This is a genomic window from Paraburkholderia lebeckiae (assembly GCF_050436225.1).
GTDB lineage: Bacteria > Pseudomonadota > Gammaproteobacteria > Burkholderiales > Burkholderiaceae > Paraburkholderia > Paraburkholderia tuberum.
Window position 1 is genome coordinate 3,227,874 of the sequence record NZ_JBNDLU010000002.1, and the last position, 17,710, is coordinate 3,245,583.

Genomic DNA, 17,710 nt, shown 5'->3' on the forward strand with positions numbered 1-17,710 from the left:
GGAACGATATTCGCGAACTAGATACATGCTCGAATAATCGCTCAGACTAAGATCTGCAGCTACTCGACGCATGGCTGAACACTGAGCAAAAGTCATAAATTTTGTATCTTTGGCCGAAACCGTGGAGTGGCTTAAAAACTTCCGGTTTGAGCCGGGTCCCGTGTTTCAGCCTCCCGACAGCGCCCGTTCACTTCACTTCTGCGCAGGCCGGTGCAACGCATTACCCGCCATCCACTTGAGCCGTTCGCAATTGACCTTGATGCGCGCCGCGAATTCCTTCGGATCTCGCTCGCGCAGTGCGTTCATCTGGCCATTGGTGATGTCGGCGCGGTGCCAGCCCGTGTCCCAGTGCTGATCGAAATCGGTCGCACCGGTCAGGACCTTTCGGAGCCGCTGCTTATAGGCGCCGATCCGCTCGGGCGACACGTCGCAAAACGCCTGCGCGAAGCTTGCGCGCTCGCCCGCCGTCTCCGCGCTCATATCGGCGTCGCTCGCGCCGCTCGCTAGCGGCGCGGCGAGCGACAGCACCGACAGACAGAACGCTGCGCAAAGCGGCCGATAGCGATACGATAGGTTTTTCATCTTCGACTCCTGACGATCCTTCGTGGCGACCAGGGATTGTCCCGATCTTAAACGCCGCCTCGCCGATTGTGTCCTGATTGCACTGCACGATGGCGTTTTCGCGCGCTATCCGATGCATCGCGTGGCCAAACCGCGGTGCTACGCTCGTTAGAGCGGCATTCGCGACGTGCCCGTTCCGGGGAGCCGTGGCGCAAGCACCGCAACGCCACGGCCTATCGGCAGGCCGCGACAGAAGCACGAGCGCCAGGCATGAGAACGAGCTCGAACACGACGCGCAACGAGCACAGAACGAAAGCACGACACGAAATCAAACACAAAAAGGCGAGACATCGCTGCGGGAGTGACTGCGATGGCATTTAGAACATATACCGTACTGACGCTGTTGGTGACGAGCACTGCCGCGTTCGCGTGGCGGCCTGTCACCTATCCGATCCGAAGTCAGAGCCCTTACGAGCGCAGCATCGACAACGCGATGTGCTACGCCGAGGCGAACCGCGTGACCGGGGTCAACATGGCCCACGAGTCGCAGATTCCACCGCGTCAGCCGCCCGCGGCCAAAGGTGCGTCGACCGGCGTACCGTCGAAGCCGCCGCTTCCGCCTAGTTCCTTCTCAGCCACGCCGCTGCCGTGGAGCGCGAGCGCGCCCGAAGCCGCGAGCGCGCCGTTGGCTGGCGCGCAAGCGCCTGGCGGCGCATCGTCGGCGAAACCGGTGGACGAAGCCGCGGCCGGCGCCAGCGCGCCAGGCGCGCCAGCCACCGCGGCGGCGAATGCACCGCCGAACGCATCGGCAGCGGCAACGGGCCCCAGTGCGACCGCGGCACCCGGCGCGTCGGATGGGGCGGCCGCTTCGCTGCAGGCCAACGCGGCGTCGAACGTGAAGCTGCCGCCCCTGCCCGCGCCCGAGCCGCCGATGACCCGCTATTGGGCCGCCTACGGCGCGTGCATGCAGGCGCGCGGTTACGTCGTCCAGTAGTCCGGCCGACGCCGCTTGCGGGCGTCGTTGCATTCATTCTTTTTGATGGCGCCGCCCTTCGGCGCCAGTGGAGCGACACGGCCATGCCGCGCGACACGATCTCCGACCAGCCATTTTTCCATCACTGCGCATACTGCGGCGTGCCGCTGTCGGGCCGCTTTTCGCCGTGCCCCGCATGCCATGCGCTGCCGCTCGATTCGTTCGATACGGACGACAAGCCCGGCGAGCGCTCCGCGCGATCCCGGGCGCTGAGCGCATCGCGCACGCAACTCGAACCGCTGCCAGCGGCCGCGAGCTTGCCTGCGGACCGTTCGTCGCGACGCTCCGCGCAAACGAAGATGAGCCCCTACGATCTGATCGACGAAGCGACGTTCGAGCCAGGCGGGCGTCGACGGCGGCATCCGCTCGCGCTTGCCGCAGCCGCGCTCGCGACGCTCGGCGTCGTGTACGTCGGCTTCGTTCTACTCAACGACGACGATGCGAGCGTCGACACGCCGCTCACGGTCTTCGGCACGGTGCGCCCGGACAACCCTGGCCAAGCCCCTGCACAGAACGTTGCGCAGAATGCGGCGCCGTCGGTTGCCGCGGCGCCGAAGCCCGCGTCGACCGTCGCACAACCGCCTCGTCCCGTTGTCGTCGCGCGGCAACAACCGGCGAACGTGCACGCGGCCCCCGTCGCGCCACCGGCACCGCCCGTCGTGGCAACCGCGTCCACCGTAGCGCGATCGTCACCGCCGGTCGTCACGACCGCGCCTGCCGTAGCGCGATCGAGCCCGCCTATCGTGGCGACCACGCCGACCGTCGCGCCATCGTCAACGCAGGTCGTTGCGACCGTGCCCGCCGTCGCGCCATCGTCAACGCCCATCGTGGCGACCACGCCGACCGTTGCGCGACCGACACCGCCGGTCTTCACGACCGCGCCTGCCGTAGCGCGATCGGCTCCGCCCGTCGTGGCGACCGCGCCCGTCCCAGCGCGACCGTCAACGCCCGTCGTTGCGACCGCGCCGACCGTAGCGCGACCGACACCGCCGGTCGTCACGACCGCGCCCACCGTAGCGTCAACGAAGACATCGGGCGCGGCCATCTCCGCGCCTACGCCGCGTGGCACGGCGGTCGCGTCGACCAACACCAACGCCAGCACCAACACGATGGCCGCCCCGCTCACGCAAGCCGACAAACAGCGCGCCGACGCCGAGCGCAATCTGAAAGCCGCGCACGGCTATCTGCAACGAGGCAATCTGTCGGCGACCAAAGCACGCCTCGCCGCCGTCATCACCGCGCAGCCCGGCAATCGCGACGCGCGCAGCATTCGCGCCCAGGTGAGCACGCTAGAGCAGCAACGGGACGCATTGCTGAGTCTCGCGCGCGGCTGCGGCAACGTCGGACGTTGGGAGTGCGCGTCGCACAACGCCAACGAAGCGTTGCGGATCGATTCGAGCAGCAAGGCCGCGCAGCGGCTCGTCGCGCTCGCGTCGCACGAGTCGGCGTGGCAAACCATGCAACCGACGGCGGAAGAGTCGCGCGAATTGCGCGATCTGCTGCGTCATCACTAAGGATTGCGAGGTATCTCGCGGGACGGCGGCACGGGCGTGCAGTCGATCACGCCCGCCCGCGTGGCGCCCGAAAGACGCGCGGCTGGCAGCAGTGTCAGCCGGCGATGCTGTCGTAGCCGTAATAGCCGCCCTGATACCCTGAGCCGAGGAACGCCGCTTCCTGCGGCACGTCGGTGAGCAGCACGCCGCGCAGACCAACGCCACCGTTACGCAGTCGTTTGGTGGTTTCGACGATCTCATGCAGCGGTTGACGCCCATGCCGCACGACGAGCAGCGTCGTCGCCGCGTATTTGCCGATCAGCGTCGAGTCGGTCACGGCGAGCACCGGCGGCGTGTCGATGATCACGACGTCGTATTGCGGCTTCAGCACCTCGAGCATCGCTTCGAAGCGTTTGCTCATCAGCAGCTCGGCCGGGTGCGAGGGCAGCGTGCCTTTCGCGAGCACGTCGAGGTTGGGCAGCACGTCGCGCTGGATCATCGCGTCGAGATCGCCGCCGCACAGCACGTCGGATAGTCCCGGCCGATGGCTGATGCCGAAATGCGAATGCACGTCGCCGCGTCGCATGTCGGCGTCGATGATCAGCACGCGCTTGTTCGCCGACGCGACCAGCGTCGCCAGATTCACCGACAGGAACGACTTGCCCGCATCGGGCCGCGAGCCGGTGATCATCACGACGTTGTTGGCCGCATGATCGAGCGACAGCTGCAGCGAGGTGCGCAGATTGCGCACCCCTTCCACCGCGATATCTTCGGGCGCCTGTTGCGCCAGCACATGCTGCCCGCGCTGGCGCAGCGACACTTTTTCCTGCAGGCGCAATTGCGTCTGGCTGCGCGGCACCACCGCGAATACCGGCACGCCGAGCATCCCCTCGAGTTCGTCCGGGCGCTCCACGCCGCCGCGCATCGCGCGCCGCAAGAGGACCAGCAGCAAGCCGAGCGCGAGGCCGCCGCCGAGGGAGATCAGGATCACCAGCATGCGCTTCGGCCACACCGGATCGTCGGGCGTTTCGGCGAAGTCCACCACGCGCACGCCGCCCACCTGCCCCGCCTGCGCGACCCGCAGTCGCTGCACGCTGTTGAGCAGGTTCGTGTACAGATCGGTGTTCACGTGCACGTCGCGCTGCAGACGCAGCGCGGTCTGCTCGGTGTCGGGCATCGTCGAGACGCTGTGGTTCATCGTGCTCTGCGCGCCCTGCAACGCGGCGATCTGCGCATCGAGCGCGGCGACCATCGGATGATTCGGCGTAAAACGCTGCAACAGCTCCGCGCGCTGCTGCTGCAGATCGAGCAGCTTCGTCTTGTTGTCGACGATCTGCTGCAGCAGCAGCTTGCTTTCTTCACCGAGATCGACGGTGCCATGTGTATTGCGGAACTTGCCGTAGCGCTCTTCCGCATCGTCGAGCGCCTTGCGCGCGTCGGGCAGTTGCTGTTCGAGATACGCGAGCGTATGGTCGGATTCGGTCGAACGGCTCGCAAGATCCTGCCGCACGAACTGGCGCGCCACGTTGTTGACGATCGCCGCGGTCAGCGCCGGATCGGCGCCTTCGAGACTCACGCGGATCACGCCGGAGTCCTCCGCCGTTTCCTGCACGACCATCGTCTTCGCCAGACGCTCCACCGTGCCGAGCGTCGACGCGCGCGTCAGCTCGAAACGCGAGCCGGGCGCGCCGATCAGTGTGTCGACGTGCAGCGTGACCGGGCCGACCGCGGTATCGGTTTGCACGGTCTCGCCGACGCGCCCCGACAGGATCGCGCTGCCGTGAGGATCGCGCAGCATGAAGGTGTTGCCGGCGCCCGCGATCAGCGTGAAGTTCTCGCCATACAAGTCCTTCGACGTGTCGAAGCGCGACACCGCGATGCTCTCGTTGCCCCACGCGAACCCGCGCAGGTTGACGAACGACGGCAGCCGGAACCACCAGTGCCCATTCACGAGGCCGGCGATCTTGCTGCCGATCACCGGCAGATAACGCGGCTTCGCCGTGATGTCGAGGTGCAGCGCCCGGACCGCCTCCTCGGTGACGAGACGCGACTTCAAAAGCTCGATCTGCGCCGCGGTCGACGGCTTCGAATCGTACGCGCCGGGAAGCGGCGCCGCCGCGTCCCGGCCGTTCGCATTGACGTTCACCGCGTTCGCCGTCCTGTCCTGGACGTGAAACAGCACGTCCGAACGATAGACCGGCGGCGTGAGGAACGCGTACGCGCAACCGAGCGCGAGCGCGATCAGCGTCACGGTGAGGATCGTGCGCCAACCGCGCACGATCGTGCGCGCGTAGTCCGACAGATGCGACTGCCCCGGTTCATACACGCCGGCGTAACGATTTTCGTAATTGATTGCCATGTTTTCACCCAACAAGGCCTGCCGGTTCAGATATCGCGTCACGCATGCGTCACTTCGACACGACGACTCCCGTCACCGCCGCGTTGATCGCAGGCAACAGCAGGTTCAACACACGGTTGAAGCGAACCAGACCGCCCTGACCGACGTACACGATGTCCTTCGGCTGCAGCTCGAACTGGTTCGCGAGCAGCATCGCCACCGGCGAGGTCGCATCGAGGTGATAGATCTGCGGCGAGTCGCTGGTCGAATCGCGGATCACGAACAGCTGCTGCCCCGAGGCCGTGTTCGAGTCGAAGCTGCCGCCGTCGGAGATCGCCTGCGACAGCGTCAGCGAGCCATTGCGCAACGGCAGCACCGTGGCCGGCTTGTTGACTTCGCCCATCACGTAGACGCCGCTGTCTTCGCGCGCGTTCACGCGCACGGTATCGCCCGGCTGCAGATAGATATCCGACGGATTGCGGCCGCGCTTGACGAGGTCGTCGATGTTCAGCCTATAGGTCTTGCCGTCGCGGATCAGATCGACCCGGCTGCGATCCGCGGTCGTGTTGAAGCCGCCGCTCAGGCCGATCGCGTTCGTCAGCGACAGCGGAATGTCGTTGATCGATTGCGTGCCCGGTGTGCGCACTTCGCCGTCGATATACACCGTCGCGTTGCGAAACGACGCGACGCGCACCGTCACCTCGGGCTTCTGATAGACCTTGCTCAGCCGTTGATGCAGCTCGCGCTGGATCGTCGCGACGTCCTTGCCGGCGACGTGCAGGTTGCCCGCGTACGGAAACTGGATGTCGCCGTTCTCGTCGATCAGGAAGCCCGGAATTGCATCGGCAGGGCGCGAGGTCGTCGGCGGCTGTCCCAGCGCGGCCGCGAGTTCCGGGTGATCCCACACGACGATCTGCAGCACGTCTCCGGGGCCGACCCTGTAGACGGCCGGCTTGCCGAACAGACCCGTCGTCGTCGGCGGCAACACCGAGGCAGTCTGGTCGGCATTCATCTTCTTCAGCAGTTCCAGATTGATATCGGTAATCGGAATCTGCTTCTGCTGCGAGGCTTCGGTACTGAATTCGCCACCCGTGTCCTGAACCGCGGCAGGCGTGATCATCCGTTGTCCCGGTACGATCTGACATCCGGAAAGCAATGCTGCGCTTGCGAAAACCACAAGACTTCCTGTGCGAAAACCAAGTGAGCTCATGATCTTTACTCCTTCGCCCCGAGGCGTTGTTATCGACTTTCTAGTAAGCGTTTCGATGCACCAGTCCGGCGACAATCGTCGCGCCGATGATCCGCATGTCGAGTGCGAACGACCAGTGACCCAGGTAGTACAGGTCATGTTCGACGCGACGCTCCATCTTCTCGATGCGGTCGGTTTCGCCACGGAAGCCGTTGATTTGCGCCCAGCCCGTGATTCCCGGTTTGATCCGGTAGCGATTGATATAGCCCGCGACCACCTTCTGATAGAGGTCGTCGTGCTCGAGCGCATGGGGACGCGGTCCTACGACCGACATGTCGCCACGCAACACGTTGAAAAATTGCGGCAGTTCGTCGAGGCTCGTGCGACGCAGAAACGCGCCCACTTTCGTCACGCGCTTGTCGTTGCGCGTCGCCTGGCTCAAGGTGCCCTTCGCTTCGGTATGCACCCGCATCGAGCGGAACTTGTAGATCGTAAACACACGGCCGTCCGCGCCCTTGCGCTTCTGTTTGAACAGCACCGGTCCGCGCGAGGAGAGCTTGACCGCGATCGCGATGCCAAGCAGCAGCGGCGCGAGGGCAACGATCGCGGCCGCGGCGAACAGCCGGTCGAAGATTTCCTTTTTCAGCATCGCGTTGGCCGACAGCGGCGAGGCGACCAGATTGATCGCCGGCACGCCGAGCAGATCGACCACGCCACTGCCTTCGAACAGCGCATGGCTGCGCACGTCCGGCATGAAGCGGATATTCACGAGGTCGTCGCGGAACTCGTCGATCAGCGCGCAGATCAGCGGCTCCTCGGACAGCGACAGCATCAGCCATAGCTCGTGCACGTCGTTGGAGCGGATGTAGTCGGCCAGCAGATCCACGCGATCGAACACCGGCACGCTCGGTTTCGTCACGCCGGAGTCGTCCGGGCGCGTGTTGTAGACGGCGGTCGCGCGAAAGCCCGCGGTCGGCGCCGACTCGATGCGGCGCAGGAGCGCATCGCACTGCGAACCGCTGCCGACGATCGCCACCTGATGCAGGTTCATACCCGCGCCGCGCGCCCGCGCGAGCACCGCGTGCGTGATCACCCGATTCGCGATCAGCATGCCACCCGTCGTCGCGGTCCAGTACGAGAACCACAGCCGCGACACGATATCGATGCGATGCAGCGAGTACATCAGCACGAGCGCGCAGGCCTGCACGATCAGCCACGCGAGCGACACCTGACCGGCGAGCCCGAGCTTCGAGCGGCCGCGCCATGACTCATAGACGCCGAACGCGGGGAAGATCGCGAGCGCGAACGCAGCCGAAAACATCACCAGCGCCCAGTAGAAACCCGACTGCCCGAGATAATCAAAGCGGATCCGCGACGCCACGGTCGCACCCGCCAATACCAGAGCGACATCGAAAATCCGCGCGAGCAGATCCTGAAACTTGCGCATTTCACTTACCTCGTTCTGCCGTTCCTGTACGCAAAAAGGGGCGTGCATGGGCTGCCTATGGGCAGCGGCCGTAGTTGTCGTCAAACCTCACGATGTCGTCTTCGCCGAGATAGGTACCCGACTGGATTTCGATGATTTCGAGCGGCACCCTGCCGGGGTTTTCGAGCCGGTGACGCGTGCCGAGCGGAATGTAGGTCGATTCGTTTTCGCTGAGCAGGAACTGCTCTTCGCCGCGCGTGACGAGCGCGGTGCCGCGCACGACCACCCAATGCTCAGCGCGATGATGATGGAGTTGCAGCGACAGCTTTGCGCCGGGCGTCACGACGATGCGCTTGACCTGGAAGCGCTCGCCGCGATCGATCGAGTCGTAGAAGCCCCACGGGCGCCGCACCTTGCGATGCGCGTCGGCCTCCGGCGCGTGCTGCGCCTTGATGCGCGACACGAGCCCCTTGACGTCCTGCACATGCGAGCGATCCACCACGAGCACCGCGTCGGCGGTCTCGACCACGACGACGTTCGCGGTGCCGACGCACGCGACGAGCCGCCCTTCCGAGTGCGCATAGCAGGACACCGCGCCTTCGAACGTCACGCGGCCGCGCCCGGCGTTGCCGTTCGGGTCCTTCTCCATCGCGGCCCATACCGCGTCCCATGAGCCGAGGTCGGACCAGCCGGCTTCGAGCGGGATCACGACGCCGGGCGGAATGACCGCGGCTCGACTTTGAGCTTGCATATCGTTCTGTGGCGCGCCTTGCGCTTCGACGTTGCTCGCGCTGTCGTCTTGCGCCGGCGGCGGTTCGGTCAAACGCTCCATCACCGCGTAGTCGATCGAATCGGCGGGCGCGTCGAGGAACGCGTCGTGCGATGGCCGGAATACGTCGCCGTCCTGCTTGCCGCTCGCGAACGAGGTTGCGCACGGCGCATGCATGTCGGGCCGCAGCGCCGCGAGCGTGTCGAGCCACACGCGCGCACGCACGATGAAGATGCCGCTATTCCACCAGTAGGTGCCCGCCGTCAGGTATTGCCTTGCGATTTCCTCGGCGGGCTTCTCGACGAAACCGTCGATCGCGTGGCCGCCAGCGGCCAATGCCGCGCCGATACGGATATAGCCGAAGCCGGTGTCGGGACGCGTCGGCGGCACACCGAGCGTCGCAATCGCGCCCTCGCTCGCGTGGTGCGCCGCGCACGCTAGCGCGCGCTGCAGGGCAGGCACGTCCGCGATCGCGTGGTCGGCCGGCATCACGATCAGGATCGCGTCGTCGCCGGCCGCGCACGCGAGCGATGCCGCGAGCGTCAGCGCAGGCGCCGTGTCGCGGCGCGCAGGCTCGACGATCAGACGCGCGTCGACGCCGTTTTCATGCAACTGTTCGGCGATCACGAAGCGATGCTCCTCGCCGCACACGACGATCGGCGAAGCGTCGACGCTCCAGCCCGCCGGGAAGCCCTCGAGCCGCCGCGCGGTCGCCTGCAGCAGCGAGTCGGAGCCGACCACGTCGATCAGCTGCTTCGGGAAGTTCTCGCGCGACACCGGCCAAAGCCGCGTGCCCGAGCCGCCCGCGAGAATGACGGGGACGATGTGCGCGCAGCGCGCGCCAGCAACCCCGGCGCTTGCGCCGTTCGGCTCGACGGATCGGGCGCTCACACCTGCCTGCGTCAACATATCGGGAATCCTTTTCGATCTGCAAGGTACGACGAACAACGGACCAGTCCCCGCCTTTCACGCGCGGTTACCGGGCTGGCTCCGTCGGTGCTACTCGCCTGCCATACGGCGGCTTTGAATCCTGAACTCGGTCGGCGAAATCCTCATCCGCTTGCGAAACACTTTCGCGAGCCGGTCGCCGTTGCCCATCCCGGTGCGCCGGGCGATCTTGTCGACCGGCAATTCCGATTCGGTCAACAGGCTGCACGTCACCGCGAGGCGCTCGTGCAACAGGAAACTCGACGGCGTGATACCCATTTCCATCTTGAAGCGGCGCAGAAAGTTGCGCTCGCTCATCGCCGCGAACTGCGCGGCATCCGCAATCGAAATCGCCTGCTGGCAGTTTTCCTGCAGCCAGCGCGCCGCCGCGCGAACCTTGTCGCCGGGACTCATGCCGCCGTCCTCGCCGAGCAGCGGCGCGAGGTTCGTGCACGAGTCGGACAGCAGCCGCTCGGCAGCCGAGCGCGCGGTCGCGTTGCCCAGATCGCGCTTGATCATCGCGAGCGCGCTGCGCATCGATTCCAGCCGGTCGTTAAGGTCGACGACGCCCTGCTCCGCCGAGCCCGCGCCATTTCTGGCCAAGGCCGGCTGGTGCGGGTCGCTCCCGTCCTTGTCCTCGGGCAGGGCCGCCGCGTCGAGCACCGCGCGTCCTTCGGCGATCGGCCGGATCATCGCGGTGTTGCGACGCACGCGCCGCAGCCAACCAAGCAGACGCTCATCGCGCGCCGCCGACGCCGCGCCCTTGCCGCCCGCCACATAGAGCGCGTCGAAGCCGGCGTAATGGCGCGCGTCGAGTCCGTCGGTCCATACGCGCAAACCCGACGACGAAGTCACCATGCCGCCGCCGGCGGACAAGAACGATACGTCGTACAGCCATGCGCCCGAACCGGAAGTGGCGAGTTCGTTGGCAGCCTGGAACACCTCGGCGATCACGCCCGCCCCTTGCAGCGAGCAGTCGTTGAACAACAGAATCGCGACACGACGCACGCCCTTGTTCGGAGCATGCACCCAGCGCAGCATTGCAGACTCGAGACTCGCGCAGGTCATAGTCATCCTCTCGACAGAAAACGATCTACTACACCTTTTACGATCACGCACAATGCGAACCCCGCGCAGTGCATCATAGCGACGGCCTCCGGCGCTCCGCCGCCATGTCCGAAAGTGCAGACATATTGGCGCTAGGACTACGTGATCGGCCAGTGCAATTCGGCACAATGCCGAAATGACCGTCTTTTCAATGGATTAATCGTCTAACCGCATATGGTTGAATATGCACTCGCAAATCTTAAGGCAATTTAGAAAATGAATGCGTACGCCAGCGCACACTGCGGGGCTACTCGAAAAACGGCGTGTCTCCGCCTTATGTACCCACGGAGGCGTATTTTAAAAGAGATTTTTGCCGTAATTGGCTATTGATGAGTGGAACACCCCCCGCCCCTACCAAGCGTGCCCGGCTGCATCGACAACTTCCCCTGTCGACCCGCGCAAGCGCCGCGCAACCGACCCCTTCCGCCGTCCAATGCAAGCACTCAACGCGCCAGAACAGATTATTTAATCTATTTTTATTGATGGCGGGAATATAAACGTGGCGATTAACGTTTCAAACCTGAAACACGGATATCGGACGACTTTAGCGCCCCTGCAATAGATGAGCCAATGACGGAATAAGTCGGGTGCGAGCGGGTGCATTTCCGCCAACCGATTGCGGAAATGGACTGCGAGGTTTCCGCAAAGGGGGTTGGGGACAGCGAACGAAGTCTGCCATCCCTATGCAACGACTGTGACACCCGTCGAGAACGCGCCGCGCAATGGCACGACGCGACGATAGTTCGGCGTCGCCTGACAGGTTTACGGCGGGCAAGCGCACATAGAAGTGGTTCTGAACGGGTTACGATGCCCCCGAGAAACGCGCTGGAACCGCACACATGAACGGCATTTCATGGATCACGCTGATACTTGCCACGATGATCGGCGGGTTCCTGTTCGCAATGATCGGCGTGGTGCTGCTCGCGCTGCTGCTCGGCAGCGTATCGGACCGGCTTTCGAGCAACGACGAGACTCGCCAGGACTCCTAGGGCCTGTTCACGCTAATAACGGGCTTGCGCTGGCCGCCAGAAGGGCCGAGCGCAAGGATTGCGACGCAACGAATACTCGACGTATTCGCAAGGAGCATGACGCGGCGATCGGCCCTTCTGGCGGCCAGCCCCTTGAAGGTTTTTTTAAAACAGGGGAAGCCCGTTATTAGCGTGAACAGGCCCTAGCTACTTCGAAAGATCCTCGAGCGCGACATCGCGCGTCTTCGGTCCCAGCGTACCGATCGCGACCATGACGATCGCCATTGCCCCCGAGATGAACACGAACACACCGTTCACGCCGAAGCGACCGAGGCAGGCGGCGATCACGAACGCCGAGAACATCGCCGACATCCGGCTCCACGAGTAAACAAAGCCGACCGCGCGCGCGCGGATGCCGGTCGGAAACAGTTCGGCCTGGTACGCGTGATAGCTGTATGAAATGATGTTGCCCGCGAGCACGAGGCACACGCCGAGACTCACGAGCAGCACCGTCTCCCGCGCCTGGCTGAACGCGAGTCCGCACACGACGTTGACCGCCGCCATGCAGACGATGACGGTCTTGCGCTCGAAGCGATCGGCGATCAGTAGCCCCAGCAACGGCCCGAGCGGCGCCGCGATCGCGATGATGCTCGCGTACATCAGACTCGTCGTCACCGTGATGCCTTGCCTGATCAGCAGCGTCGGAATCCAGTTCGCGAAGCCGTAGTAGCCCATCGTCTGGAACACGTGAAAGATGATCAGCATCAGCGTGCGCCTGCGATACGGCGGCACCAGCAGATCGCGAAACGCCGCGCGCGCGCGCACCGGTTCAGGCAGCGCCGGCTCGGGCAACGGCAGGCCGCATTGGCGCCGATACTCGCGTGCGACGCGTGCTTCGAGACGCGTCATCACCGCGTCGGCTTCGTCGAGGCGGCCTTTTTGCGCGAGCCAGCGGGGGCTCTCCGGCAAGCCGCGGCGAATCCACCACACCACGATCGCGCCGAGCGCGCCGATCAGCACGACCACACGCCAGCCGTCGAGGCCGAACACGTGTTGCGGCACCAGCAGATACGACAGAAACGCGACGATCGGCACCGCGCAGAAGCCGACCGCCTGCGAGCACGCCGAAGCGCGCCCGCGAATGTGCTTCGGCACGAGTTCGGAAATATACGTGCCGATCGTGACGATCTCGACGCCGATGCCGATTCCCGCGATAAAGCGCCAGCAGTTCAATCCGAGCGCCGTGTGCTGGAACGCCATCACGACGTTGGCCGCCGTGTACCACAGCAGCGACCAGGTGAAGATCGCGCGCCGGCCGAAGCGGTCGGCGAGAAAGCCGCAGGCCGCCGTGCCGATGAACAGGCCCGCGAACAGCGCGGCGATGAAACTCGCGACGCCACTCGTGCCGAACAGGCCGCGCGTCGTGGCCGTCAGCAGGCCGCTGTGCACGAGTCCCGGCGCGATATAGCCGGAGTACATCAGGTCGTAGAGTTCGAAGAACATGCCGAAGCTCAGCAGCATCACGAGCTGCCAGATCGTGCGGGTCGCGGGTAGCCGGTCGAGCCGCGCGGAAATGCGCGCGCCGTCGAGCGCGATCGCGCCGGCGCGGTCCGAGCCTGCTGCATCCGCGCCCGCGTCCGTGGGTGAGCCGTCGAGCGCGCCGGCATCGCCGAGCGCCGTTGCGTACATCGCCTGATTCGACGATTTCATCGTCTGTCTCCAGAATTATTGGTCTATTGCCCGCTGCACCGGGTCAAGCGCGGCACGACGCTCATGCAGCCGCGCGCGGCGCGCGCGATTCCACGCCACCGCCGAGCTCCGCGATCCGCGCGTCGTCGAACCCGAGTTCGCGCAGCACCTCGACGGTGTGCTCGCCGATCTTCGCGATCGGCCGACGCGGCCCGAGACGCGCACCGTCGAGCGAAATCGGCAGCAACGGCATCGCGGTTTCGCTGCCGTCGTCGAGCGTCAGCGGCACCAGGCCGCCGCTCGCGTTCAGGTGCGGATCGTCGAACAACTCCTCGGGCTTCGTGATCGACGCGAACGGAATGTGATTGCGCTCGAACAGCGGCACGAGCGTCGCGCCGTCGAAACGGCTCAGGCTTTCGCCGAGCGTCTGCAGCAGCCAGCCGCGCGCGAGCACACGGTCGTTGTTGGTCGCGAGGCGCGCATCGGCGAGCAGATCGTCGCGTTCGAGAATCGCGCACAGCGCGCGCCACTGCGCGTCGCCGGTCGCGGCGATGAACATCTGCTCGCCGTGCGCGAGCGTAAACACGTCGTAGACGGCCCAGGCGCTGATGCGCTCGGGCATCGGCGCGGCGGCCACGCCGGTCGCCGCGAACTGCTGCATGTGCTGCGCCGAGAGCAGCACGCAGTTCTCGAACAGCGCGCTCTGCACCTCCTTGCCGCGGCCGCTCGCGTGCCGCTCGTGCAGCGCCGCCAGCACGCCGATCGCGCCGAACATGCCGCCCATGATGTCGTTGACCGAGCTGCCCGCGCGTAGCGGACGGCCCACCGGACCGGTCATGTACGCGAGGCCCGCCATCATCTGCACGACTTCGTCGAGCGCCAGACGATGTTCGTACGGACCATTGAGAAAGCCCTTGTGGGACACGTAAATCAGCCGCGGATTGCGCTCGCGCAACGTCGCGTAATCGAGGCCGAGACTCGCCATGCGGCCGGGCTTGAAGTTTTCGACGAAGACGTCGGCGCTATCGACGAGTTGCTTCAGCGCGGCGAGACCGGCTTCACTCCCGAGATCGAGCGCGACGCTCTTCTTGTTGCGATTGAAGGTGCGGAAAAAGCCCGCGCCGGTGCCGAGCAGCCGGCGCGTGCTGTCGCCGCGCGGCGGCTCGACCTTGATCACTTCGGCGCCGAGGTCGCCGAGAATCATGCCGCAGGTCGGACCCATCACCATATGCGACAACTCGATCACGCGGATGCCAGCGAGCGGCAAGGTACCCGGTTGCGGCGTGGACGTCGACGACGAAGCTGAAGTAGCGGAGGAAAGCGGAGTCATTGCGGCACCTGCGGAACAGAAGAATGGGGACAACGCAAAGATTCGGCGTCGCTGGCGGAGTCGCGCGCGACCGCTTGCGCGTGCGCGAACTGTTTCGGCAATCCCGCTCGCGCGAGATAGCCGTACAGCGGCTCGCCCGGCAGCGCTTGCGCCAGCACCGCGCGCGATGCGAGTAGCCGCGCGATGTCGATACCGGTGTCGTAGCCCATGCTGTGGAGCATGAACACGAGGTCTTCGGTATTGACGTTGCCGGTTGCGCCCGGCGCATGCGGACAGCCGCCGAGACCAGCCAGCGACGCATCGAACTCGCGGATCCCGTGCTGCAGCGCGACCAGCGTATTGGCGAGCGCGAGGCCGCGCGTGTCGTGGAAATGCAGCGAGCGCAGCCTGTCGCCCGCGATGTCGCGCACCAGCTCGATGACCTCGCCGACCTGACGCGGCGTCGCTTCGCCGGTCGTATCGCCGAGCGCGATTACGTCGGCGCCGGCCTGCACCGCGGCGCGCGCGATCGCGGCGATATCCGCGTACGGCACGGCGCCCTGCAGCGTGCAGCCGAACACCGTCGACAAACCGGCGATCAACTCGACGCGGCGCCCGCCTGCCGGGGACGCGCCATCGATCAGCTCACGCATCGCGGCGAACGCGTCGATCATCTCGGCGGGTGTCTTGCGCACGTTCGCGGCGCTATGCGCGGCGCTCACCGAAATCGGCGCGACGATGCGCTCTACGCCAGCCTCGAGCGCGTGCCGCGCGCCTTTCAGGTTCGGCACGAGCGCGGTCACGCTGAGATCGTCGTAGCTACGGGCGTGGGCGACCACGTCGGCGGCGTCCGCCATTTGCGGCAGCAGCTTCGCCGGCACGAACGAGGCGACTTCCATGTGGCGTACGCCGGCCGCGTAGGCGGCGTCGATCCAGCGCCGCTTGTCGTCGGTGGACATGATGCGGGCAATGCTTTGCAGACCGTCGCGCAGACCGACTTCGGTCACGACGACGCGCTCGCGGGTTTCATTCATTGGCTGGAGTCCTGGTCGTGGACGCGGGCATCAGAAGCCCGTGGAATGGAAGTGATGCGCTAACTGGATCACAGCGTGCCCGCGTGACGACGCGCGGCAAAGTCTGCTTTGACGAAGCACACCATCGCCGCTCGCGATGGCCGCTCAGGCCGATGGGGCGGGCTTTGACGCTCGCCTGGGTGAAATGCCTAGGGGTTTGTCTGTGGAGGTGGCGAAGGCGCGGGTGACGAGGTGCGTCGCCCGTCTTACATCGCGCCCAGCAGATGCTCGAGCAAACGCGCGGCCGCCAGAGTCAACGCCGCGCGATCGCGCATGCAGATGACGAAGCGCCGCTCGGCCCAAGCCTCGCGCAACGGCACGGCGACGATGCCGTACTCGTCGGCCGCATGGCGCGGCAGCGCCTCGCGCGGCAGGATCGCGACCGCGAGACCCGCCTGGATGAAGCGATAGGCGGCATCGAACGTCGATACAAAGGTGCGGTAATTCAACTCGCTGCCCTTCTCCAGCGCGATGCGCTGCATCAGCGCATTGACCGACGCGTTCGATGCGAGCCCCAGATGATCGAACCCGAGCGTCTGCTCGAAGCCGATCTGCGTCTCGCCCGCGAGCGGGTGCGTGCGCGGCACGATCAGCGCGAGATGGTCGGCGCGATACGGCAACGTGTCGAGACTGCCGAGCGGCACGGTATCGCGGCAGACGCCCAGATCGGCGATGCCCTCTTCGAGCCCGCGCACGATGTCCGCGCTGACGCGCTCCTCGACGTCGACGCGAATCGCAGGATTCGCCTGAAGAAACGCCGACAACGCCTCGGGCAAAAACTCCACCATCGACGACACGTTGGCGAGCACGCGCACATGCCCACGCGCGCCGGCCGCGTATTCGCTGAGCTCGGCCTGCAGGCGTTCGTGGCCGCGCATGATGAGCCGCGCGTGGCGCAACAGCGCTTCGCCGGCGGCGGTCGCGCGCACGCCGCGCTGGCTGCGCGACAGCAACGCGACATCGACGAGCGCTTCGAGATCGGCGAGCCGCTTGCTGACCGCCGACGGCGCGATGAACTCACGCTCGGCCGCGCGCGCGATCGTGCCTTCCTCGCACACGGCGATGAACAAGCGCAGCGTCACCTGATCGATTTGCCACATCGGCGAAGCGGATTCGTGGGTTGGGGGTGGGGGAAATTATGGTTGATCGTTGAAAACTGTGGAGGGATTTCTGGCGCTTGCGGTTTCGGAGATTTTCGACAATTCCCACGCTTGGCGCTCAAATGGAAAGCCCCGCAAAGCAGGTCGGCTATTGCAGTAGTACGATTCGAAGCTTCGAACCTATTGTGCTTCGGGTGGCGCGACTTCGATAGAGTCCAGCGTTTCCGCAATTGAAGTGGTTCCACGTAGTTCGCTGCCCGTTATTTGCCGACCGTGGCTATCAAAAAACTCGGTTTTAGTATCGATTACAAGAGTCACGATGATATCGTTGAAAGCTAATCGACCCTTCTGCGTAGGCGGTCGGAAGAAGCAGGGTACAGAACAACCAGGCGCTGAGTGCCTGTGCTAAACGTTTGTTTATCCATAACTCTATTCCTCGATGGTGGCGCCGGTTTGCGTGACCCGGCTTTGCGGAGACGACCGAAAAAAGCCCCACCGTAGCGGGGCATGATGGCATGTGCGAGCATCAGCGCGATCTGATTGAGGCGTTACGCATGGAGCGGAGCCGCGTCCCTCCATCATTTGCGTCGAAGTCGTATTTGTCTTCTTTAGAAAAAACGTTCAGTTCGATGATTCAGGAAGCCGGGCGACGACGGGTGAGGATGTAATCAGGCATGCCGTTGGCCAACGCCGCGCGCCAACTCGAACGCAGCGGCGCCGATCTCATG

At 65.2% G+C, this 17,710-nt stretch carries 13 protein-coding genes; 3 read left to right on the forward strand and 10 right to left on the reverse strand.

The features are described from left to right. Positions 1-192: 192 nt before the first annotated feature. Positions 193-582, reverse strand: coding sequence for a hypothetical protein (locus tag OKW45_RS29480; RefSeq protein ID WP_429472669.1), 390 nt, complete (start codon positions 580-582; stop codon positions 193-195). A 349-nt stretch (positions 583-931) separates the two neighbouring features. On the opposite strand from OKW45_RS29480, the gene OKW45_RS29485 reads away from it, so the two are divergent. Continuing rightward, positions 932-1,555 carry a hypothetical protein gene (locus OKW45_RS29485; RefSeq protein ID WP_429472670.1) on the forward strand — a complete coding sequence of 208 codons (624 nt, stop codon included), beginning with the start codon at positions 932-934 and terminating at the stop codon, positions 1,553-1,555. A gap of 83 nt (positions 1,556-1,638) precedes the next feature. Further along, the gene (locus tag OKW45_RS29490; RefSeq protein WP_429472671.1) at positions 1,639-3,108 is read left to right on the forward strand and encodes a hypothetical protein; all 1,470 of its coding nucleotides are present in this window, start codon (positions 1,639-1,641) and stop codon (positions 3,106-3,108) included. Between the two features lie 94 nt (positions 3,109-3,202). On the opposite strand, the gene OKW45_RS29495 is transcribed toward OKW45_RS29490, so the two are convergent. From OKW45_RS29495 to OKW45_RS29515, 5 genes are all read right to left on the reverse strand, one after another. Then, entirely contained in the window at positions 3,203-5,446 is a 2,244-nt protein-coding gene (locus OKW45_RS29495; protein WP_429472672.1) for a polysaccharide biosynthesis tyrosine autokinase, read from the reverse strand. A gap of 49 nt (positions 5,447-5,495) precedes the next feature. Next, positions 5,496-6,635, reverse strand: a complete 1,140-nt coding sequence (locus tag OKW45_RS29500; protein WP_429472673.1) for a polysaccharide biosynthesis/export family protein — start codon at positions 6,633-6,635, stop codon at positions 5,496-5,498. A gap of 40 nt (positions 6,636-6,675) precedes the next feature. After that, positions 6,676-8,061 (reverse strand): undecaprenyl-phosphate glucose phosphotransferase, encoded by a 1,386-nt coding sequence (locus OKW45_RS29505; RefSeq protein WP_429472674.1) that lies wholly within the window; start codon positions 8,059-8,061, stop codon positions 6,676-6,678. Positions 8,062-8,116: 55 nt separating this feature from the next. Beyond that, positions 8,117-9,718: a sugar phosphate nucleotidyltransferase gene (locus OKW45_RS29510; RefSeq protein WP_429472675.1), complete on the reverse strand. Its 1,602-nt coding sequence runs from the start codon at positions 9,716-9,718 to the stop codon at positions 8,117-8,119. A gap of 90 nt (positions 9,719-9,808) precedes the next feature. After that, entirely contained in the window at positions 9,809-10,804 is a 996-nt protein-coding gene (locus tag OKW45_RS29515; RefSeq protein ID WP_026225620.1) for a helix-turn-helix domain-containing protein, read from the reverse strand. 878 nt (positions 10,805-11,682) lie between these two features. Here OKW45_RS29515 and OKW45_RS29520 point away from each other — a divergent pair. Further along, positions 11,683-11,832: a hypothetical protein gene (locus OKW45_RS29520; protein ID WP_018419568.1), complete on the forward strand. Its 150-nt coding sequence runs from the start codon at positions 11,683-11,685 to the stop codon at positions 11,830-11,832. Between the two features lie 186 nt (positions 11,833-12,018). On the opposite strand, the gene OKW45_RS29525 is transcribed toward OKW45_RS29520, so the two are convergent. From OKW45_RS29525 to OKW45_RS29540, 4 genes are all read right to left on the reverse strand, one after another. Then, positions 12,019-13,521, reverse strand: coding sequence for an MFS transporter (locus tag OKW45_RS29525; protein ID WP_429472676.1), 1,503 nt, complete (start codon positions 13,519-13,521; stop codon positions 12,019-12,021). A gap of 61 nt (positions 13,522-13,582) precedes the next feature. After that, complete coding sequence (locus tag OKW45_RS29530) at positions 13,583-14,830, reverse strand: CaiB/BaiF CoA transferase family protein (RefSeq protein WP_429472677.1); 1,248 nt, start codon at positions 14,828-14,830, stop codon at positions 13,583-13,585. Then, entirely contained in the window at positions 14,827-15,843 is a 1,017-nt protein-coding gene (locus OKW45_RS29535) for a hydroxymethylglutaryl-CoA lyase (protein WP_429472678.1), read from the reverse strand. Before OKW45_RS29535 ends, OKW45_RS29530 begins: the two co-directional genes overlap by 4 nt. A 245-nt stretch (positions 15,844-16,088) precedes the next feature. Then, positions 16,089-16,982 carry a LysR family transcriptional regulator gene (locus OKW45_RS29540; protein WP_429472679.1) on the reverse strand — a complete coding sequence of 298 codons (894 nt, stop codon included), beginning with the start codon at positions 16,980-16,982 and terminating at the stop codon, positions 16,089-16,091. Positions 16,983-17,710: the final 728 nt, after the last annotated feature.

Coding starts and splice junctions, on each gene's coding strand:
- OKW45_RS29480 (WP_429472669.1), bottom strand. CDS start 582: ATGAAAAACCTATCGTATCGCTATCGGCCGCTTTGCGCAGCGTTCTGT.
- OKW45_RS29485 (WP_429472670.1), top strand. CDS start 932: ATGGCATTTAGAACATATACCGTACTGACGCTGTTGGTGACGAGCACT.
- OKW45_RS29490 (WP_429472671.1), top strand. CDS start 1,639: ATGCCGCGCGACACGATCTCCGACCAGCCATTTTTCCATCACTGCGCA.
- OKW45_RS29495 (WP_429472672.1), bottom strand. CDS start 5,446: ATGGCAATCAATTACGAAAATCGTTACGCCGGCGTGTATGAACCGGGG.
- OKW45_RS29500 (WP_429472673.1), bottom strand. CDS start 6,635: ATGAGCTCACTTGGTTTTCGCACAGGAAGTCTTGTGGTTTTCGCAAGC.
- OKW45_RS29505 (WP_429472674.1), bottom strand. CDS start 8,061: ATGCGCAAGTTTCAGGATCTGCTCGCGCGGATTTTCGATGTCGCTCTG.
- OKW45_RS29510 (WP_429472675.1), bottom strand. CDS start 9,718: ATGTTGACGCAGGCAGGTGTGAGCGCCCGATCCGTCGAGCCGAACGGC.
- OKW45_RS29515 (WP_026225620.1), bottom strand. CDS start 10,804: ATGACCTGCGCGAGTCTCGAGTCTGCAATGCTGCGCTGGGTGCATGCT.
- OKW45_RS29520 (WP_018419568.1), top strand. CDS start 11,683: ATGAACGGCATTTCATGGATCACGCTGATACTTGCCACGATGATCGGC.
- OKW45_RS29525 (WP_429472676.1), bottom strand. CDS start 13,521: ATGAAATCGTCGAATCAGGCGATGTACGCAACGGCGCTCGGCGATGCC.
- OKW45_RS29530 (WP_429472677.1), bottom strand. CDS start 14,830: ATGACTCCGCTTTCCTCCGCTACTTCAGCTTCGTCGTCGACGTCCACG.
- OKW45_RS29535 (WP_429472678.1), bottom strand. CDS start 15,843: ATGAATGAAACCCGCGAGCGCGTCGTCGTGACCGAAGTCGGTCTGCGC.
- OKW45_RS29540 (WP_429472679.1), bottom strand. CDS start 16,982: ATGTGGCAAATCGATCAGGTGACGCTGCGCTTGTTCATCGCCGTGTGC.